Annotated in this window: 18 protein-coding genes; 3 read left to right on the top strand and 15 right to left on the bottom strand. The window is 37.7% G+C overall.

What is annotated here, in order from left to right; genetic code table 11:
* Window positions 1-39 precede the first annotated feature (39 nt).
* The 3 genes from J2T03_RS18015 to folK are packed head-to-tail and all read right to left on the bottom strand — an operon-like array spanning window position 40 to window position 3056.
* Window positions 40-1476, bottom strand: coding sequence for an OmpA family protein (locus tag J2T03_RS18015; protein ID WP_306844879.1), 1437 nt, complete (start codon window positions 1474-1476; stop codon window positions 40-42).
* Between the two features lie 33 nt (window positions 1477-1509).
* On the bottom strand, window positions 1510-2619 hold the full coding sequence (locus tag J2T03_RS18010) for an OmpA family protein (RefSeq protein ID WP_306844878.1): 1110 nt from the start codon (window positions 2617-2619) through the stop codon (window positions 1510-1512).
* Between the two features lie 20 nt (window positions 2620-2639).
* Window positions 2640-3056 (bottom strand): 2-amino-4-hydroxy-6-hydroxymethyldihydropteridine diphosphokinase, encoded by a 417-nt coding sequence (folK, locus tag J2T03_RS18005; RefSeq protein ID WP_306844876.1) that lies wholly within the window; start codon window positions 3054-3056, stop codon window positions 2640-2642.
* Window positions 3057-3076: 20 nt separating this feature from the next.
* On the opposite strand from folK, the gene sppA reads away from it, so the two are divergent.
* Window positions 3077-4831 carry a signal peptide peptidase SppA gene (gene sppA, locus J2T03_RS18000; RefSeq protein ID WP_307220698.1) on the top strand — a complete coding sequence of 585 codons (1755 nt, stop codon included), beginning with the start codon at window positions 3077-3079 and terminating at the stop codon, window positions 4829-4831.
* 72 nt (window positions 4832-4903) lie between these two features.
* Here sppA and J2T03_RS17995 read toward each other — a convergent pair whose 3' ends face one another.
* From J2T03_RS17995 to rpmB, 6 genes are all read right to left on the bottom strand, one after another.
* Window positions 4904-5164 carry a GlsB/YeaQ/YmgE family stress response membrane protein gene (locus J2T03_RS17995; protein ID WP_306844873.1) on the bottom strand — a complete coding sequence of 87 codons (261 nt, stop codon included), beginning with the start codon at window positions 5162-5164 and terminating at the stop codon, window positions 4904-4906.
* A 70-nt stretch (window positions 5165-5234) separates the two neighbouring features.
* Window positions 5235-6188 (bottom strand): signal recognition particle-docking protein FtsY, encoded by a 954-nt coding sequence (ftsY, locus tag J2T03_RS17990; RefSeq protein WP_306844870.1) that lies wholly within the window; start codon window positions 6186-6188, stop codon window positions 5235-5237.
* 9 nt (window positions 6189-6197) lie between these two features.
* Entirely contained in the window at window positions 6198-6665 is a 468-nt protein-coding gene (locus tag J2T03_RS17985; RefSeq protein WP_306844868.1) for a RidA family protein, read from the bottom strand.
* A gap of 97 nt (window positions 6666-6762) precedes the next feature.
* Window positions 6763-6915: a DUF4295 domain-containing protein gene (locus J2T03_RS17980; protein ID WP_002976755.1), complete on the bottom strand. Its 153-nt coding sequence runs from the start codon at window positions 6913-6915 to the stop codon at window positions 6763-6765.
* Window positions 6916-6934: 19 nt separating this feature from the next.
* A complete protein-coding gene (rpmG, locus tag J2T03_RS17975) occupies window positions 6935-7117 on the bottom strand; it encodes a 50S ribosomal protein L33 (RefSeq protein ID WP_007841812.1) in 183 nt (60 codons plus the stop codon).
* A 6-nt stretch (window positions 7118-7123) separates the two neighbouring features.
* Window positions 7124-7366, bottom strand: coding sequence for a 50S ribosomal protein L28 (gene rpmB, locus J2T03_RS17970; protein WP_002976757.1), 243 nt, complete (start codon window positions 7364-7366; stop codon window positions 7124-7126).
* 240 nt (window positions 7367-7606) lie between these two features.
* Between rpmB and J2T03_RS17965 the strand changes: the two genes are divergently transcribed.
* The gene (locus J2T03_RS17965) at window positions 7607-9319 is read left to right on the top strand and encodes a T9SS type A sorting domain-containing protein (RefSeq protein ID WP_307220696.1); all 1713 of its coding nucleotides are present in this window, start codon (window positions 7607-7609) and stop codon (window positions 9317-9319) included.
* A 261-nt stretch (window positions 9320-9580) separates the two neighbouring features.
* Here the strand turns inward: J2T03_RS17965 and lnt are convergent, their stop codons facing one another.
* A complete protein-coding gene (lnt, locus tag J2T03_RS17960) occupies window positions 9581-11215 on the bottom strand; it encodes an apolipoprotein N-acyltransferase (protein ID WP_307220694.1) in 1635 nt (544 codons plus the stop codon).
* 55 nt (window positions 11216-11270) lie between these two features.
* Between lnt and J2T03_RS17955 the strand changes: the two genes are divergently transcribed.
* On the top strand, window positions 11271-11693 hold the full coding sequence (locus J2T03_RS17955; RefSeq protein ID WP_306844798.1) for a VanZ family protein: 423 nt from the start codon (window positions 11271-11273) through the stop codon (window positions 11691-11693).
* On the opposite strand, the gene proC is transcribed toward J2T03_RS17955, so the two are convergent.
* From proC to J2T03_RS17930, 5 genes are all read right to left on the bottom strand, one after another.
* Entirely contained in the window at window positions 11674-12477 is an 804-nt protein-coding gene (gene proC, locus J2T03_RS17950; protein WP_307220693.1) for a pyrroline-5-carboxylate reductase, read from the bottom strand. The genes J2T03_RS17955 and proC overlap by 20 nt on opposite strands.
* A 320-nt stretch (window positions 12478-12797) precedes the next feature.
* Entirely contained in the window at window positions 12798-13946 is a 1149-nt protein-coding gene (locus tag J2T03_RS17945) for a cytochrome-c peroxidase (protein WP_306844794.1), read from the bottom strand.
* Between the two features lie 3 nt (window positions 13947-13949).
* Complete coding sequence (locus J2T03_RS17940; RefSeq protein WP_307220691.1) at window positions 13950-15473, bottom strand: DUF6850 family outer membrane beta-barrel protein; 1524 nt, start codon at window positions 15471-15473, stop codon at window positions 13950-13952.
* Between the two features lie 19 nt (window positions 15474-15492).
* The gene (locus J2T03_RS17935) at window positions 15493-16719 is read right to left on the bottom strand and encodes a DUF4876 domain-containing protein (protein WP_306844789.1); all 1227 of its coding nucleotides are present in this window, start codon (window positions 16717-16719) and stop codon (window positions 15493-15495) included.
* Window positions 16720-16740: 21 nt separating this feature from the next.
* On the bottom strand, window positions 16741-19494 hold the full coding sequence (locus tag J2T03_RS17930) for a TonB-dependent receptor (protein ID WP_307220690.1): 2754 nt from the start codon (window positions 19492-19494) through the stop codon (window positions 16741-16743).
* Window positions 19495-19610: the final 116 nt, after the last annotated feature.

The raw sequence follows: 19610 nt of genomic DNA, 5'->3' as shown, positions 1-19610 counted from the left end.
GTGCAAGGCACGGCTTTGATATACTTACTAATAATTATATTATTTAGCTTCGAAATATACTCTTCTGTTAGCTCTGTTTTTCCATTCAGGGCATTTAGTAGCTGGTTCACACTCAGGATATTTAAGGTCTTTTTCACCTCTACCGATTGCGTTCAGTTTAGAAGATTCAACTCCGTTTTTGATCAAATAGTTCTTAACGCTATTCGCTCTTCTTTCAGATAGCTTTTGGTTATAAGCATCAGAAGCTCTTGTATCTGTAGCTCCGATTACATTATATGCTCCGTTTGAAGAGTTGATATATGAAACAGCATTATTTAAGATTGGAGTGTTTGAAGGTAAAATTCTGTCAGAATTTAAATCAAACTCAATTCCTTCAAGCTTAGTTTCTGTTTCTACTATAGGTCCTGCAGTTGTTGTAGGACATCCGTTGTTTTCAACAGGTCCAGGAACAGTTACACACTTATCGTAAAGGTCGATTACACCGTCAAGGTCAGTATCAAGAGCAACACCAGCACCATCTACTCTTGCCCCAGCAGGAGTATCAAGCTGTCTGTCCCAATCGTCACAAACTCCGTCGTTATCAGCATCACCTTTTTTACATACTTCAATATCCTGATTTTTGTTAGCCAAAACATCAAGCTTGTAATAGATTTCCTGAAGTGGATCATGCCACATTAGGTGAGACTCGTGTTTTCCTAACTTCAATGTAAGACCTAAAGTAGCATTAAAGAAGTTATCAGATACCTGCTCTTCACGTTTATTGATTGCACTGTATTTGTCACCTCCTCCATCAAATTCATCATCACCAGTTACTACATACATCAATCTTCCTTCAAGATCAAGTCTTCTGTTAATTTTGTATTTTAAACCGGCACCAGCCTGCATAAACATTGATCCTAGTTTGAAAGGTTTAACTTCCGTAGCCAGTCTCTGTCCGTTGATGTCTTTTTGATAAGCTCTGTAGGCAATAGTACCTATACCGGCATAACCGTGAAGTGCCCATCTGAAAGGTGAATGGTTGTCAACTCTTCTCAATAAATTAGAGAAGTTGATGTCTCCTAATAAAGAGATTGCATCATATTGAGTTCTTGCTCCTACAGCTTTTGCATCTGGAGCAGCATCTTTAGTGTTGAACCATCCTTGTCTTGTTTCACCTCTGTCATATTGTAATTTTAAACCGAACGCATGAGTGATCGCTTTATCAATACTTACATAAGCAGAGTATCCGAAAAGGTTTTTACCGTTACCATTTTTAATGGATGTTAAATCAGCTGACTGTACAAGTGGTACACCTGCACCGGCTGAAATAGACCAATCATTAAATCTTTTTGACTGATTGGTAAACGGAGAAACATTGGCAGAACCAGAAGAAAATGTGTTTGGATATTCTCCATTTGAAACTGCTGTTGAGTCTTGTGCATAGCTTGCGGCTGGAATTGCCATTGCTAATGCTACAATTGCTAAACTTAATTTCATAGTGTATTTTTTTATTTTAGTTAATTAAATGATTTATTTTGTAGGACATCCGTTGTTTTCAACAGGTCCGGGAACCGTTACGCATTTGTCATAGAGATCTATCACTCCGTCAAGATCCATATCTAAAGCTACACCGGCACCATCTACTCTTGCCCCTGCAGGGGTATCAAGCTGTCTGTCCCAGTCATCACATACGCCGTCATTATCTGCGTCTCCTTTTTCACATACTACAAGTTCTGTAGCTGCATTTTCTAAAACGCTTGTTCTGTAGTATGCTTCCTGAAGTGGGTCATGCCATGCTAAGTGTGACAGTTTGTTTCCTAATTTGAAAGAAACTCCTAAAGTCACAGTCCATGCATTGTCAGATCTTGAATCACTGATCATATTATACTTTGAACCCGGAGTTGCTGGGTCGTAGTCGTTAGGCTCAGCCCATCCGCCTCCGTCGAATTCATCATCACCACTTACAATATACATTGTTCTAGCTTCGATGTCGATAAGTTTTGAGACTTTGTATTTCAACCCTGTTCCAAACTGGTAGTATAGAGAGTTAATGTCAAATTTCTTGTCAATAAATAAAGGAACTCTCTTTGGGCTTTCGCTCCATCTGAATTCATTTGAATCATGCAGAGAAGTGTTGTAACCTTGGAACCCAATTCCTGCATAACCGTGTAAAGCCCATCTGTAAGGAGAATGATTGTCTACTCTTCTCAAAAGATTGGAAAAGTTAATGTCTCCCATTAAAGCAACCTGATCAAATTTGGTAGTTGCTGTACCTACTCCGGCTGCAGCACCTGCTGAGCCTGGTAACATCGCTTTCTGTTTTGTTTCACCTCTCTGATAGATAAGGCTTAATCCAAAAACATGAGTAATCTGTTTGTCAACACTCACGTAAGCATTATACCCCCAGTTAACCTTTTTGTCATAAAAAGATCTAAGATCAGAGTGCGCCATGAATGCAGCACCTCCACCAACGGAAATAGACCAGTCGTTGAAACGTCTGGCTTTGTTGTCAAAACGCTGTACATTAGCAGAACCTGAAGAGAAGGTATTAGGATACTCACTAGAAGTGTTTACTGCGGTACTATCCTGGGCATAAGCCGCGATAGGTAGTGTGGCCAATAATAATAAACCTAATTTCATATATGTTTTTTATGTTTTATTTAGATAAAATCTTTCAATAATATTTTAGAAAATTCCCTTTCTAATAAATGCTTTTGATGGGGTATCTCTAATTTCTCTGATCTGAATTTCAGATCGTTATATTTAATGATATCAATATCTATTATTCTATCGCTATAACCGCCAGATGCTGATGAATCGTTGGTTCTTCCCATCTCAACTTCTATACTTTTAATAAAATCAAGCAGTTGAATTGGCGAGTGATGCGTGAATATTACTGATGCAATATTACAAAAAATATTGGAACTGACAAATTCTACGGGTTCGGTTATTAAAAATTCGCTTATTTGTGAAATGTAATTACCGCCCTCACTGATTTTTTGTAAGGCCAGTTCTAAATTTTTTTTTTGATCTCCCAGGTTACTTCCTAGTAACAAAACTACCTTATGCTGCGACATATTGGAAAATTGATTGATTTATGAGAAGTTTCTTTAAAAACGTATTGGCAAATATAGTGGCTATTGTCCTATTATGTGCCTTATTTTTCGTCTTTTTCATTATGATGCTTGTGTTCAGTTCTATGGGGAATGACAAATCTGTTGTGGTGAAAAATAATTCTGTTCTTACGATTAATTTAAAGACTAATATAATAGATAGCCCTACTGAAGAGGAAATGGGACTGTTCAATATCAGTGACAAGAGCAAGAGTGTAATGCTGTATGATGTATTGGAGGCTATTAAAAAAGCTAAAACTGATGATCATATTAAAGGTATAAGTATCGAAGCAGATGATCTGCATGCCGGAATAACGCAGATAGATGATATCAGAAGTGCTATCGAAGATTTTAAAAAGAGCGGAAAATTTGTATATGCTTATGGAAATGCTGTTTCACAGGCTTCTTATTATTTAGGATCTGTTGCTGATAAGTACTATCTTAACCCATCAGGAATGATAGAATTAAAAGGACTGGCTACTGAAGTTACTTTTTTTAAAGATTTTGCGGATAAATACGGTATAGGTTTAGAAGTAATAAGACATGGAAAATTTAAGTCAGCGGTTGAGCCCTTCCTAAGAAATGATATTTCTCCGGAAAATAAAGAGCAACTGGGTACTCTTTTAAATGACATCTGGAAAAACACTTCAACTAAAATGGCCGTTTCAAGAAAAATTGATACAGCCCAGTTCAGAATGGTAGTAGACAGTTTATACGGGATGATCCCAGAATTAGGATTAAAATATAAACTTGCTGACAAACTGATCCAGAAAACAGAATATGATCAGATGATTAAATCCAAACTCAGTCTTAAAGAAAAAGAAAAACTGAATAAGGTATCGCTAGCAGGCTATATCAGTTCTTATGCAGATGAAGATAAGTCTGGAGAAAAAGTAGCCGTTTTATATGCTTCAGGAGGAATTAACAATGGGGACGGTTACAATGAGATCTATTCTGAAAAATATGTGAAATACATCAAGGACCTTCAGGATGATGATAAAGTAAAAGCAGTTGTTTTCAGAATCAATTCTCCCGGGGGAAGTGCTAATGCTTCAGATGAAATTTTATTTGAATTGCAACAGCTGAAAAAGAAAAAGCCATTAGTGGTTTCTTTTGGTGACTATGCGGCTTCAGGAGGTTATTATATTGCAATGGCAGCAGATAAAATCTATTCAGAGCCTAATACACTGACAGGGTCTATCGGAGTTTTCGGAGTGATACCTTATTATAAGGATATCGCAAACAAAAACGGTATCCGTTCAGATATTGTCGCTACCAATGCCAATTCCCAATATTATTCACCTCTGAACGGCGTTACCCCTTACGGAGTAAACCTGATCACCAGAAGTGTGGAAGGAACCTATAAAAGATTTGTACATTTTGTGACACAAAACAGAAAGCAAACCTTTGAACAGATCGACAGTGTTGGAGGTGGAAGAGTGTGGAGTGGTGTACGTGCCAAGGAAGTCGGTCTTGTAGATGAACTTGGAACTCTAAATGATGCTGTAAAATTTGCAGCACAAAAAGCAGGACTGAAATCTTACCATGTATCTTCTTATCCTAAAAGAATGTCTCCATTTGAACAGATCTTCAAAGATCTGAATGAAGAAGATATTTCTGCAAGGATCATTAAAAATAAAATAGGTAAAGCCAACTATGAAATTCTTCAGCAGATTACTGATGAAAAGCTACAGTCTGAGGTGAAAATGGAAATGCCTTACCAGGTTAAGATCAACTAAACTAAATTATATTGTAAGAAAAATCCCGGGACTGAATTTCAGTCCCGGGATTTTATTTTTTATTTGCTTGTATTAGCCTTTCTTTGTGGCCATTCCGTAGATCCAGAGAACAATTAAAGCGCCTCCGATAGCCAGGATCCAGCTTTTTGGATTCCAGAATGAAGTAACGTCACCCCAGTGCAGAACATAAACTCCAATGGCACCTCCAACGAATGCTCCAATAATTCCTAAAATAATAGTGATCAGCCATCCGCCTCCCTGGTTACCAGGCATAATCATTTTTGCAATGGCTCCAGCCAGTAGCCCAAATATGATCCAAGTTAAAATTCCCATAGTCCTAAATTTTTAATTGTTAATAATGTGTAAATTTGATATCTAAGTTAAAGATAAAATATGATAAATATCATCTTTTTTTGAAAAAAGAGTCTACAAATTCTGTACCATTAAACAATTGTAGGTCCTGCATCTTTTCGCCTACCCCTATATATTTTACCGGAATCTGGAACTGATCTGATATCCCTATAACGACACCTCCTTTAGCTGTGCCGTCAAGCTTTGTTACTGCCAATGCATTCACTTCTGTGGCTGCTGTAAACTGTTTTGCCTGCTCAAATGCATTCTGTCCTGTAGATCCGTCAAGAACCAGCAGGATCTCATGAGGAGCATCTGGAATTACTTTCTGCATTACCCTTTTGATCTTTGAAAGTTCATTCATCAGGTTGATCTTATTATGAAGCCTTCCTGCAGTATCAATGATCACTACATCTGCACCCTGTGCAACAGCACTTTGTACAGTGTCAAAAGCTACAGAGGCCGGATCTGAGCCCATATCCTGTTTAACAATAGGAACTCCCACTCTTTCGCTCCAGATGGTCAGCTGGTCTACTGCTGCAGCTCTGAAGGTGTCTGCTGCGCCCAGAACAACCTTTCTTCCTTCGGATTTGAACTGGTGAGCAAGTTTTCCGATCGTAGTGGTTTTCCCAACACCATTTACACCCACTACCATGATGACATAAGGTTTTTTTGAAGTATCAATGTTTCCTGTTCCAGCATGAGGATTTTCAAGAAGCAGTCCTGAAATTTCTTCCCGGAGAATATGGTCAAGTTCATCTACACCTACATATTTATCACGAGAAACGCGTTCTTCAATCCTTTCTATGATTTTAATGGTTGTGGAGGCGCCTACATCGGATGCAATCAGTATTTCTTCCAGGTTATCCAGGACTTCATCATCTACTTTGCTTTTACCGACTACGGCTTTCGTCATTTTTTCAAAGAAACCCTGGCTGGATTTTTCCAGGCCTTTATCTAAAGTTTCCTTTTCTTCTTTTTTGAAAATATTTTTAAACCAACTCATAGTTCATTCTTATTTGTTTTTTATAACTGCCGTAGCTTCTACTTCTATAAGCACATCATCTCTGAAAAGACGGCTTACTTCCACAAGGCTGCTTACGGGAGGATTTTGAAGGTTGATATATAAGTCACGGATTTTTCTAAAGTCTGGTGTTTTGGAAATATCAGTAATGAAGATTCCCAGTTTTACAATATCTTTTCCAGTAGCTCCATATTCTTTCAGAATGAATTCAATGTTTTTAAAAACCTGTTGGGTTTGCTTCTCAACATCATTTCCTACAAGATTACCTGCAGCATCCAGCGGAACCTGTCCGGAAAGCAAAATCATTGTAGAAGTCCCACAGTCGATACTTACTGATTGTGAAAGCCCTTTAATGGTAAAAACCTCTGGGGAGCTTTTGTATTCTACATTGTTCATTTTTTCCTGACCGAATGAAAATAGAAAAATTTCTGTGAAAGCCAGAATAAGAATCTTTTTCATATGAATATATTTAATTGATTAATAATCTGGTGAACAAAGATAACAAAAAAACTACCCAAAATATGAGTAGTTTTTTATATTGTAAATAAAGTGGAGATTATTTCTTCAAATAACCGTCTACTTCGTCTGCATTCATTACTTTTTCTTCGAAAACGTAAGCACCTGACTTAGATGACTTAACCATTTTCACAACTTTAGTCATTTTTTTTGACTGACCGCTTTGTAGGGTTGCTACTACTTTCTTTGCCATGGTAAATTATATTTATAAATTACTTGATTTCTTTGTGAACTGTAACCTTCTTAAGAACAGGATTGTACTTTTTCAATTCCAGTCTCTCAGTAGTGTTCTTTTTATTTTTAGTGGAAATGTATCTTGACATTCCCGCCATACCACTCTCTTTGTGCTCTGTACATTCAAGGATTACCTGAACTCTGTTTCCTTTTTTTGCCATGATTTATTAATTCTTTTTAATCAATCCGTTTCTAGTAGCTCTTTCAATAGCTTCCTCGATTCCAATCTTGTTAATCACTCTCAATCCATGAGCTGATACTTTCAGTGTTACGTGCTTATCTTGCTCCGGAAGGTAAAACTTCTTCTCCAATAAGTTAATTTCAAAACGACGCTTCGTTTTGTTATTAGCGTGAGAAACGTTGTTACCAACCATTGCACGCTTTCCTGTTATTTGGCAAATTCTTGACATATCTCGATGTTCTTATTTGTATAATATTTGAGGTTGCAAAATAACGAAGAATTTTTTAGATAGACAAATCTTTTAGAAAATATTTATAAATAACTGACTGATTAATAATCATGAATTTTAAAATAAAATAATCCCTGAGACATGCTAAGCCAAGTGACTGATATATTTCATGTAAACTTTCCGGTAAAAGCAAATCCGAATGTTTTACCTTTGTTTTTAATTAATCTAAATAAAAATAATATGAAGAGAATTTGTATTCTTTTATCTATGCTTCCCGTTGGATTGATAGCGCAAAACTATGCTGAAATCCAGACCAATATGAAAAATTTTTACTATGGATCGGCTGATACGGCTGATATGGATGGTGACGGAAAGCAGGATGTAGTAATCAACGGAGCTATTGATACTGACCATGATGGAAATGTTGATACGTCTTTTAATGAAGTATACAAAAATAACGGCACTTCACTGGAACCTTATGCTAATCTGGGAGTGAATGCAACGCACCTGGGAGATATAAAATTCATGGATTTTGATAATGACGGTCTTCTGGATATTATTTCTACAGGATTAAGCTATAATGATGTTGTTAATTATAAACATTACAGGTTCCGGAACTCAGGAACAGGTTTTATTAATGAAGCTGTGCTTGACGGAAAAATCTATGGGTCTTTAGAGGCCTTTGATTTTAATAATGATGGTAAGATAGATTATGCTATTAACGGAACACAATATGTAGAGGGAGCTGGGTTTCTGAACAACCTTGATTTTTATAAGAATACCGGAACTGATTTTGAGATCTTTAAAGGCTGGCAACCCGGAACACAGAACGGAAGCTTTAAGTTTGTAGATCTTAATAATGATCATCTTCTGGACCTCGTTATTCTTGGAATGGAGCAAGGTGATCATCCGGCCTGTAAAGTGTATCTGAATCAGGCAGGAACACTGATGTTTTCGCAGGATCTTACTGCCTTGACAGGTGGGAAAATGGATTTTGCAGACTTCAATGCAGATGGCTATCAGGATATTGTTATTACAGGTCAGGATAACAGTTATTCCGGATTTCTTGCCGTACTGGTGAATGATGGAACCGGGCATCTGAACACTCAGCAGATAAACGTTGCTGAGATCTCTGACTCATCTGTAGCTACAGGTGACCTGAATAATGACGGATACTATGATTTTATTGTTTCAGGCAATGATGAAAACAACGATGCCGTAGTAAAAACTTTTTTATACAATCCTTCCACTCAAAATTTTACTGAAAATATACCTACAGGACTGCATACTTTAGGAGGTCCGGGTTTTGTGAATTTACTTGACTTTGACAATAACCACCGTCTGGATATTTTATTGGCCGGATTTGATTGGGCAGATCCGGGCATGCCTTCACTTACCAAAATTTTCAAAAACACTTCTACGGAAGTTAATCTGAAACCTGCACCTCCTGCAGTCCTTAATGTAACAAAGACCGGAAGCCGTTTTAATTTCTCCTGGAGCGGTGCATCTGATGATAAAACACCAACGAATGCCCTGCGTTACGAGATCAAAGTCGGAACTACTCCCGGAGCCGCCAATATTGCAAAATACGTTGTAACCACACCGTCATGGTTTCTGGATCTGGATCCTTCTGTTCAGAATGTGTATTGGAGTGTAAAATCAATAGATGCTTCAAAGGTGTTTTCTGATGCTTCAGCACAGGGCACATTGGGAACGCGTGATAGAGCAATAAACAGCAAGGTTTCAGTATATCCGAATCCGGCATCAGAGAAAGTATTTATTAAAGGAGAAAAGGTTTCGGACGTTGAAATATATTCTATGGATGGAAGAAAACAGAATGTTATTTTAAACAACGATCAGTCGATCAACATATCACACCTTACGAAAGGAACTTATTTATTAAAACTGAAAATTAAAAACGAGATAACCAGTCAAAAACTTATGATTAAATAAAACTGAAGAGTTCTATTAGTAAGAAAAGCCAGACGTCCAGCTGGCTTTTCTGTTTTTTACCATGAAGATTATAAAAGAACTTTATCCCGGTAGATAAAGTTCTTTTATATTTTGGTTGTATTGTTGTAAACTGCTCATCAAATTAATTGTACAAGTCGTGGATAAATCTTTAGAGTTAAAAAAAACTTAAGTGTACTTTTTATGCACAAACTTTAAAACTAAAAACTAAATATTTATCTTTTGTGACTTTTGTAGTCAATATTATGCTTTCTTGGCCTTGTTCCTGAACTTTTCGATCAAAAAGTAAAACAGTAAAAAGCCCAGTGCAAAAATGGAAAATCTCGATAGCAGGTCTCCGGCTCTCGTATAGAAGGTCATCGTTTCGTAAAGATTCACTTTGGCGAATAATGTTGTTTTATCGCCATAGAAAGTATCGGCTACCACTTCTCCTTTTGCATTGATGTGGGCGGATATGCCGCTGTTGGCTGCACGTGCAATTTCTCGTCTGGTTTCAATAGCTCTTAACTTTGCATACGATAAAAGCTGCTTATGTCCTTCGGTAACACCCCACCAGGAATCATTGGTCATAATGCCTAAGAAATTGGCCCCCTTTTTCACATAATCCGTGGTAAATTCTCCATAAATACTTTCGTAGCAGATAATAGGTGCCAGCCTGCCTTTATTGTAAGGATTTGAAAAAGATTTTCTTTCCTCATCTATTCCTAAAGAAGCCACAGTTCCGCCCAGATTAAGCATGGCATTGCCTAAAATAGGCTTTAAAACACTCATGTAAGGGAAGATCTCAACGCCTGGAACGAGTTTTCCTTTGTGATACACCTGAACCTTCTGTTGCGGTGCAAGCTGGATAGCGGTGTTATAGCTTTCCACCCAAAGCTCTGGATTGATCTGGTAGGCTTCTTTCGGGATGTTTTCCTGGTTTTTATAAAAACGGTGTGAAGAAATTCCGGTTGCAAAAACGGCCCCAGGGTGTTTTGTTAGAAATCCTTTTACATTATTTAAAAGCAGACTTTTCTCAAAAGCGGTTTCAGAGATGGATCCTCTTCCGGGAAGAGCTGTTTCCGGAGCAATATAATAATCAATTTTTCCTTTTGAATTGCTTTCTGCCAGGGTTAAAAGGTCATTTTCAATCGTCAGACTGTCTTTTGAATACTTTTCAGCGTAAGGATCAAGATCCGGCTGCAGCATCAGAACATTGACCTGTCCGGAAGGCTTTTCATCAAAATTATTGTATTTGATCAATGAGATAATCATCGGAAGAATGATCAAAGCAGCAACAATTGAGCTGTTTTTGATCAGGTCTTTTCTTTTTCTTCCCGCTTCCCAGATTCTTAAAGTATAGAAGATCAAAACATTGATTAATAAGATCCAGAAGCTTCCACCGGTTGCTCCCAAAGTATCATACCATTGTATTAATTTAGGATAATCTGAAAACACATTTCCTAAATTCAGCCACGGCCAGGTGAGTTCCCAGTTCATATGGAATTTTTCGAACCCCATCCATATGGCAATCAGAAATCCCAATCCCCAATAGGTTCCCTGTGCATTTTTGTACCAGTGATAGCACTGGAAAACAAGAGAATAAAGGAAGGAGTTGACCAAAACGGGAAATACAACCGCCATCATGGAATGACTTCCGTCCGGGTTTCTGGAGCCATACAGCCATCCTGTTGTTACAATATTCCAGATCACAAAACAAAGATAGGATAGTCCGAAAACCATCCAGCTTTTTCTTTTATACGATGAAAATTTTGAGATTCCGTGTTCCATCATTAAAAGCGGAACAAGTGCAAAAAATATAAAGAACGGAACTCCGTAAGTAGGCCACGAAACAGATAGCAGCATTGCTGAAATAAGCGTAAGTAAAATGTATTTCATTAAATTAATTTAACACACAAATTTAATGTTTTTGAAATGAATACATTTGTAGCTGATGTTAAAGAAATCTTATAAAATTATTATTGTTCCGTATACGCTGTTTCTGCTTTATCTTATGTTTCTTGGGATGGGCAGGTTTCAGTATGAGGATAACCTGATCAGGATAGAGCCGTTTTTGTCTACCGTACAGTTTATCCGCAATACGATTGGATGGAAGGATATTGTCATTATTGTTCTGGGTAATATTATTATGTTTATTCCTTTCGGCTTTCTCGGCTGGATCTTTCCCCGGCTCAAAGATCTGCAAGTACTGCTCTATACGTTCATTTCCTCCATTGTTGTCATTGAAGCACTTCAGTATTTTACCAGAATGGGGATATTCGAGGTAGATGATGTTATTCTTAATACTTTCGGTGTTTATCTCGGATGGGTACTCTGCAGGTTGATTGAAAAAAGATTTAGCCGTTTAATTCTTTAGCGCGCTTTTCGGCATTTAAAATTCCGTTTTTTAAAATTTCTTTAAAGCTGTTATCCTCAAATGTTTTTAAAGCAGCTTCAGTAGTTCCGCCTTTGGAAGCCACATCTTTGATAAGTTCCTCCAGATTCTTTTCAGAATTGTTGATCAGGTGATAAGCACCCAACATGGTCTGCTGTACAAAGAGTTTAGACAAATTTTCTTCTATCCCCATTTCTACACCTGCTTTTATCATGGCATCTACAATATAATAGAAGTAAGCAGGTCCGCTTCCCGAAAGTGCCGTAACGCCGTCCAGAAGATTTTCATTTTCGAGATAAACCGATCTGCCAGTGCTGTTCAGTAATCTTTCAATATTGATCAGCTGGCTGAAAGAAATGCCTGCAGCAGCAGTGTAGCCTGTGATCCCCATTCCCAGAAGGGTAGGAGAGTTGGGCATGGCTCTTACAACAAGAGGATGGTTTAATAATTTCTGAATCTTTTCTATCTTAATTCCTGCCATGATAGACAGAACCATCTGGTTTTCTTTTAATGTAAATTGAAGATTTTCAGTAACATGCAGAAAGTCCTGCGGTTTTACTGCTACTATGATAAGATCGGCATCCAGCTCTTGAGTTTCTTCAAAAGTGGAGATTTTAGATTTTGGGAAATCTTCAGCAATTTTAGAGATTTTAGTCTTGCTGCGGGTGATCAGGTGAAGATGCTCCGGCTTGATCAGCTCATATTTTAAAAATGATTTCGAAAAGGATAGGCCCATATTGCCGGCTCCGAGGATGGCTATTTTCATATTTGTGTTCTTTATTCTTTATAGGTAGTTTTTATATATTGTTTCGGATACCTCTGATTGTTTTGTAGGGAATAATTTTAGTCCCTGCCAATGTAAAGTCATAAGTATCTTCCATCATTAGAAAATCATCAGATAATTTTACCAAGAAACCACGTATTGCAGAATCATCATCAAGAGTAATTTTGACAAAGTCAATATTCCGGATATGTTTTGGATTGATTTTTTAAATGCTTTTTCTGAATACTTTTTGGCCATAGTCCCGATATTTCAGCTAAATTAAAACTATTTAACCAAAGATAGGGTGTGAATCAGCTTAAATTCTATTCCGTAGGAAATTCCGGACGTCTCATTTTAAATTTTGTTCCTGAAAGAGATTCCAGGAAAGAAACGAGCGCTTTGGTTTCTTCTTTTGTTAAGTTCAGAGGTTTTAATAAAGGGTCGGTAACAGGGTGCATCGGGTCCAGTTTCTTTTTTTCAGGACTGGGGTCCAGCTGATGCATTCCGCTGTTGTAAATATTTACAACACCTTCAAGATCATTGAACAGTCCGTTGTGCATCCATGGCTGGGTAAGCAGTAGATCTCTTAATTGCGGGGTCCTGAATTTACCGATATCTTCAGGTTTTTTGGTAACATCATACAATCCCAGATCCTGGTATTTCTTTTTGTAATAGGTAAGCCCGATATTGTGGAAAGATTCGTCTGTAAGGTACTGCCCGTTATGACAGTTCATGCATCGGGCTTTGGTACGGAAAATATGCATTCCGTAGATTTCTTCGTCTGATAAAGCGTTGTATTTTCCTTCCAGGAATTTGTCGAAACGGCTCGGCTGGCTTTTGATGGTTCTCTGGAAATCGGCAATGGCTTTTACAATTCGGTCATATGTCACTTTATCTGTGCCGTACGCTTTTTTGAACAGTTCTTTATATCCTTTCACGGCCTGTATCTTGGCAGGAAGTGTTTTTACATCCATTGCCATTTCATGATGGGCACCCAGCGGACCTGCTGCCTGCTCTTCAAGGGTTTTTGCCCTTCCGTCCCAGAAAAACGACTGGCGTTCTGAAATATTATACAGGGAGATGGAATTTCTGTTTCCTAAAAGATGGTCGCTTCCCAAAGCAACACGTCTGCGATCCGACCAGCCCATTTCAGGATCGTGGCATGAACTGCAGGAAACCTGGCTTGATTTGGATAATTTAGGATCAAAGAAAAGCATTTTACCTAAAATAACACCAGGCTTATCCTGCTCGGTGAAAAAAGCGGTATCATTTTTAATGGGAGCAAATTCTTTCCATTGCACTCCGTAATCGATATCAGGTTTCGGCCAATCTGTGATTGCTTTTTTGTAGCTTTTTACAATATCCTCAATACCCGGATCCTGAATATTCGAAAGATCCTGATTTACTTTAGAGGTAAAACTCCACAATACCAATAAAACCAATCCTAAAACCCAATATATACCTCTTTTCATCACTTAAAATGTTATTCCGATATTTCCTCCTGCAAAATTATTATTTTTTTCCTGAATTTTTTGTGATTGATACTGTACACTTACAAAGAATGCAGGCAGTTTTTCAAGCTTAAAATCATACCTTAAAGATGCTCCGAATGTAGTGATATCACTGGCCTGGAAGTTGAAATCCTGAAGAATCCACGCATTAACCCCGGCATTTGGTGTGGTGGCCAGTGCATTAATGGATTTATTCACCTTTCTTGTAGAAAAATAAGGCTGGAATGTGATTATTTGACGGTCATTGATCTGATGTTTTACATCTGCATTAATCCCGAAATAAGAGTAAACAAATTTTTGCCCGGCATCAGGAAATAATCTTCTTTCTTTGATGTCTTCACGGCTGAAAAAAGGAACTGCTGTCACCGAAAAATTATCTTTGGTGTACTGATAGAAACCTTTTACGGTAGTTTCGTAATTTTCCCTGCGATAGGATTCTCTTTTAAAAATTTGAGTTAAAGCTACAGTATTCAGGGAATAGCCATATTCTGAGCCTGTATTTCTTGCCGCTCTGTAGTTGACTAATACACCTAATCTGTGTTTTTCGTGAACAGTGAAGAACTTAGCACCTTCTATTTCAAGGTTTTCATTCTTCAGATCAGAAATATCAAAGAAATTATTGGAGCCGTCATTATAGCTTTTCAGGTTATTACCCGTTCCTGCGGATGCCTGAAGGTAAAAATTCTGGCCTCCGTTCCCGGAAATCTGAATTCCTCCCTTGTAAGAAAATTCTTCAAACGTGTTTTTAGGAAATGTTCCTCCATTGAAAAGATAGTTGGAAAAGCCGAAGCCTGACATCTGATAAACATAAGGTCTTCCCAATAAGCTCTGGAAGTTGACAGAACTGTTCTGGGTGTATTTATTCAACTCACCGAAAATGCCTATTTCATATGTTTTGAAAACCTTGTAGTTCAATCCGGCATTGATTTTCAGGTCAGAAGTTGTGCTTCTCATTCTCGGATCTCTTGAACGGTATCCAAGCTGTGCGGAATAACTTACCTGTCCGGCAAGGGTCCAACGGTTCAGCTTTTGGAGATAACCACCGGCAAACTGATAGCGTTCAAGATTTAATTTTCCACCTACAGAATCTGCTGTGATGTAAGGTGCAATGCGGTCATAATCTAAAGTTTCATTCCATTTTACAGAATTAACTTTTAAGTTCTGATAGCTTGCATTTCCCCAGACATAGCGGTTAGGCTTTAATTTTTGAAAAGATTTTGCTTCTACCGTTAAGCCTTTGCTCCCGCTTCCCAATTGCTGGCGGTAGTTTTTTTCATTGTTGTCATGATATCCGGCATTAAATTCTGAGAAGGAAGCAGAACTATAATCCGACATGGCTGCCGGATTATAGTAGAAATTATTTTTAAAATTTCTTTCTGTACTGTACTGATTGTTCAGGGTTTTGAAAAGACTCAGACTGTCCTGAGCTTTTGCTGTTAATGAAAACACGATCAATAGTAAGAAGAAAGATCCTTTTGTATGCAGCATAATAAAGTAATCTAAACTTTTAGTGTATAATACCGTTTTTCAGACTTGGCTCAGAGTCTTTGGTGAAGTCATTAGACGAATTGTTGGTATCCAAATAAAGGTTTTTACCGTTGTCCATCTGTCCTGTTACTTTACGTCTTACAGACTTGCCAAAACGGGTTGGATCCTTGTCTATTGTTCCTACTGATGTCCATCCTCCATCGATGCTTGCTGAAGTCAGAATATGAACAAATTTTGTTGAAATACTGTTGTTTACACCGTCTATGATCCATGAGTTCGGAATAGCATAGGCGCTTTTTGAAGTAACTCCTCCCGCACTGTTCTGGTAAGTATAATCATATTTGAAATTCGTAAGGAATGTATTTTCATCTTCTCCGGCAGGGAAACGTGCGATAATATAGCTTTCAAATCCACGGTCGTGAAGGAAGAACATATTGAAGTTCATCTGGGTATAAATGATTTTCGCATTCGGTACAGAAGGGTTGTCCACCTGTCCCAGTGCAGGATTTACAGACGGGAATTCAAAATTAGCATTATGAAGGTCATATGCTGTACTTGTGTTTTCCTTATGATTAATGGCATTGTCTGCAATTACGATGAAGTCACCCGGCTGTACAGGGTATTCGGTTCCTGTTCCCGGTAAAACCATTACTGCTTTTACTGCAAATGAAAGGTTTTTGCTGTATGGAGTAGGATTTTTATCATCTGTTGTCAGGAATTCCGACTGTCCCAGAATAAGTTTGTCGGCGTACAGTACTTTTTTGGTATTGTTGGTTAATTTGAAGTAACGACTTGAATTGTAGTTTTTACCATCAGCGGTTTTTACCCCTGTAAAAAATACTTCTTCAATCACAAAATCCTCATGGAATTTTTTCAGGATCAACGGAATCTCAAGATTGGTGATCAAAGTTGAGATGTCAGTCTGTGCAGAAGCACCTACTCCGATCTCATCATTGCTGGAAATTACCACACCGTTTACTGTAATCTTATAAGAACCGTAAGGGACCTCGAAAGTATAAGTATTTTTATTTTGTATGGTTTGCTTGATGATGGCTCCTGTGTTCACTTCTTTCAGCTCTACATCAAGGGTTTTGTAAGAAGAAATATTCTCTCCCGAAAAAGACAAAGTTAAAGCTCCTTTCTGTGCAGTTGTTACTCCGAAATCATCATCGCTGGAGCAAGAAGTTACCGTAAATGTAGCGGTCATCATTGCTGCTAAACTTAATAGTATAACTCTTTTTTTCATGTTGTTTTCTTTTGATATATATTAAAAATTATAATTTAATTCCATTCCGAAATACGGAGTATTCAGCCCTTTTCTGTACACTTTTACATTGTTGAAAGTATAAGGGGCGCTGTAATTGAAAAGCCTGTTGACAAACAGTGAAGTTTTTAAGGCTTTGTAAATGCTTTTCGTTATTTTAATATTTCCGGTAAGCGTAAAAGTGGTTAACCTGTCTAAATTATCGGTTACAGACACATTTCTTACCAGCCACTGCTTATACATATCTGCTCTGTCGGCATCCGTGAAAGGATGAATGATACCGTCTGCTCCGTAATAGGAAATAGGTTCAGGAATTCTCCTGTCATTGATGCTGTGATCATACAGGCTTCCCTGTAAAGATGCTGAAACAATCAGATCCAGGCTTGGAAGATAAGTGTCAATCAGTAAATTATAATTGATGTTGGAATTATTATAGCCGTCATCATTTTTATAAATTCCATAATAAGGGAATGGTCCTACACCAATTGATACATTAGGCTTGAAAGCATAAGGCACAGAATTTCTGTACTGCGTTTTGAACCAGGCACCGGTAAATGTAAATCTTGTATTGATAGCTTTGATCCTTGGCGAAGTATACCCGAATTCAATACCTTGTTTTAAAGTCTCACTTCCGTTTTCTGTGACCAGGTATTCACCAAGATTTGTTTTTAACTCGTAAGGGACATTCGTAAGATCCGGACCGTTAGGAGTCCATTGGGACACATCTACCTGTGTAGCATCATACTGCTTGTAGGAATGAACTGCCGTATGAACCATATTACGGAAACCATTGTTCATATCTTCTTTAAAATATGTAACGAAAAGCTCATGATTCCTGTAGCTCAGGTCAAGACGGATTTCCTTTTTAATACTTTTGGCTGCTTCAATGGCTTTATTTTCCCTCGATTGAACATAGGTCATAAAGTTGACATAACGGTATTGCTCATCGTTATGGTAATAATTCAGCTGGGTATAGTCCTGGTAATCTTTATTCGGATAAAGCATCAGAAGTGTAGGCTGTTTGTAGAAAAGCCCATACCCTAAAGTTATATCTGTTTTCAGTGGATAATTGTTGATCATCAGATGAGGAAGATTGTACTGGAAATTCAATCTCGGTTCTGTAAAAACTTTTTTGCTGATGGCAAATGATTCATCAATTCCAAAGTTTTTAGACATTCTTAAACCTGCATACAAAGTAAATTTATGCTGGTCAAGCGCATAGCTCATCTGATCACCAAAAAAAGCAGATAAAAGATTGGATGCCGGCAGCTCATCATAAGCTCTCGGTCTTTCTATATTGACAGAGGCAGATGGAGGCGTTCTCATATCGTACTGCAAGCCTTTTCCGTTGTTCTTTGAATACCTCCAGTCAAGTCCGGCTTCATAAATGTGTGTAATTCCTCCTGTTTTTCTTACTCCATTGGCTTTGAATAAAGCGGTGATATCCAAAGGTCTTCCTTCCGTTGAAAAATTCGCCACATAACGAAGGTTGGGATAAAATCCTACATTCTCGCCCTGTTCAGTAGCCAGAGAGAATGAACGCGGCCCTGAAAGCTGAATCAGTTTTACCTGTTCAATCTTCTCAAAACCTTGTCGGATGGCTGTGTTTAAAGTAAATTTATTGAAGAAAAAAGCCTTTTCCAGCTGATAGATAAAATTGTTGGTCAGGCTGATTCTTGTATTGGTGGATTCATACTTATCCGTTGAAGGGTATCCGTTGTCCGGATCGTATTTCAATTTGTCAATATTGGTGGAAAAGTCAATATTAGATCTCCATTCCAAAGGTCTGCCCCATAAATTTAACATTTTTTTTGAACGGATAGAAGCTGTGATACGCTGGTAATTTTCAAATTCATTCGTAGGATCAGATTTGGAATCAAGATAATCCGCACTTGCACTCAGCTGCCATTTATCCGTTACTTTAAAACCTTTGCTTACATAATACTGCTTGCTGTATCCATCCGCTTTGAATCGGGCCTGCAAAGGTGATTGTCCTATTTTACGTTCTATTTTGATCAGTCCGGAAGTCAGGTCACCATAAGATGCAGAAGGGATTCCTCTGATGATCTCCACTTTTTCAATATCATTCGTAGAAATAGTTCTCATATCTACCCCTGAAAAAGCTGTTTCTCTGCCCATTGGAGCTTGTAAAAACTGCTTTGGATCAACTGAAAGTTGCAAATCTGCATTGGAATTAATGATATTGTCATCCACCATGAATTGAACACCAAGTGATGAGGTGCTGTATTTATCACCAGAAAGTCCACCGGTATTTTCTCTCAGGGTTGCTTTATTTACACCGTTCAAAGAAGGGAATTTTGCAAGGCCGCCGGGCAATAGTTCCATCAGATCTGTAAAACTTGACGGCTGTAAATGCTGCATTGCCTGTCTGTCTATCACAGATTTAGTGGTCAGTCCCTTGCTTTCTTTAGAGAATATAACGACTTCTTCCAGTTTGTTGACAGGTTGTAGCTGGACTGTTAAGTTCAGTCCGTCGGATAGTGTTAAAGTTATTTCTTTTTCCTGGTAATTAGGATGAGTAATTTTTAGATTATACTTTCCATTTGGGAGTGTTAGATTAGCATTGCCGTTTTTGTCTGTAACTGTTGAGATCTGGTTAATAGCAATAGAAGCTTCTTCCAGCACTTTGTTTTTGTCATCAAAAACAGTAATGTTTAACTGGTATTTGTCATCTTGAGCATAAACATATTGTGTGCAGAAAATGAAAAAGAAAGCGAAAGATAAAAATCTGATCATTCTGATTTATTCTAAATAAAAATTCAAGCGCAAAAGTATTGAATATAATAACGCGAATAAATACTTATTTAGAATAAATTAAAATAATTGATAAAAATCAGAAATATATTTGGAGA

It is taken from the genome of Chryseobacterium lathyri (genome assembly GCF_030812195.1).
GTDB lineage: Bacteria > Bacteroidota > Bacteroidia > Flavobacteriales > Weeksellaceae > Chryseobacterium > Chryseobacterium lathyri_A.
This window is presented reverse-complemented; position numbering and strand designations above follow the sequence as displayed.

Excerpts from the sequence above, each read along its gene's own strand:
- J2T03_RS18015 (WP_306844879.1), bottom strand. The coding sequence starts at position 1,476 with ATGAAATTAAGTTTAGCAATTGTAGCATTAGCAATGGCAATTCCAGCC.
- J2T03_RS18010 (WP_306844878.1), bottom strand. The coding sequence starts at position 2,619 with ATGAAATTAGGTTTATTATTATTGGCCACACTACCTATCGCGGCTTAT.
- folK (WP_306844876.1), bottom strand. The coding sequence starts at position 3,056 with ATGTCGCAGCATAAGGTAGTTTTGTTACTAGGAAGTAACCTGGGAGAT.
- sppA (WP_307220698.1), top strand. The coding sequence starts at position 3,077 with ATGAGAAGTTTCTTTAAAAACGTATTGGCAAATATAGTGGCTATTGTC.
- J2T03_RS17995 (WP_306844873.1), bottom strand. The coding sequence starts at position 5,164 with ATGGGAATTTTAACTTGGATCATATTTGGGCTACTGGCTGGAGCCATT.
- ftsY (WP_306844870.1), bottom strand. The coding sequence starts at position 6,188 with ATGAGTTGGTTTAAAAATATTTTCAAAAAAGAAGAAAAGGAAACTTTA.
- J2T03_RS17985 (WP_306844868.1), bottom strand. The coding sequence starts at position 6,665 with ATGAAAAAGATTCTTATTCTGGCTTTCACAGAAATTTTTCTATTTTCA.
- J2T03_RS17980 (WP_002976755.1), bottom strand. The coding sequence starts at position 6,915 with ATGGCAAAGAAAGTAGTAGCAACCCTACAAAGCGGTCAGTCAAAAAAA.
- rpmG (WP_007841812.1), bottom strand. The coding sequence starts at position 7,117 with ATGGCAAAAAAAGGAAACAGAGTTCAGGTAATCCTTGAATGTACAGAG.
- rpmB (WP_002976757.1), bottom strand. The coding sequence starts at position 7,366 with ATGTCAAGAATTTGCCAAATAACAGGAAAGCGTGCAATGGTTGGTAAC.
- J2T03_RS17965 (WP_307220696.1), top strand. The coding sequence starts at position 7,607 with ATGAAGAGAATTTGTATTCTTTTATCTATGCTTCCCGTTGGATTGATA.
- lnt (WP_307220694.1), bottom strand. The coding sequence starts at position 11,215 with ATGAAATACATTTTACTTACGCTTATTTCAGCAATGCTGCTATCTGTT.
- J2T03_RS17955 (WP_306844798.1), top strand. The coding sequence starts at position 11,271 with ATGTTAAAGAAATCTTATAAAATTATTATTGTTCCGTATACGCTGTTT.
- proC (WP_307220693.1), bottom strand. The coding sequence starts at position 12,477 with ATGAAAATAGCCATCCTCGGAGCCGGCAATATGGGCCTATCCTTTTCG.
- J2T03_RS17945 (WP_306844794.1), bottom strand. The coding sequence starts at position 13,946 with ATGAAAAGAGGTATATATTGGGTTTTAGGATTGGTTTTATTGGTATTG.
- J2T03_RS17940 (WP_307220691.1), bottom strand. The coding sequence starts at position 15,473 with ATGCTGCATACAAAAGGATCTTTCTTCTTACTATTGATCGTGTTTTCA.
- J2T03_RS17935 (WP_306844789.1), bottom strand. The coding sequence starts at position 16,719 with ATGAAAAAAAGAGTTATACTATTAAGTTTAGCAGCAATGATGACCGCT.
- J2T03_RS17930 (WP_307220690.1), bottom strand. The coding sequence starts at position 19,494 with ATGATCAGATTTTTATCTTTCGCTTTCTTTTTCATTTTCTGCACACAA.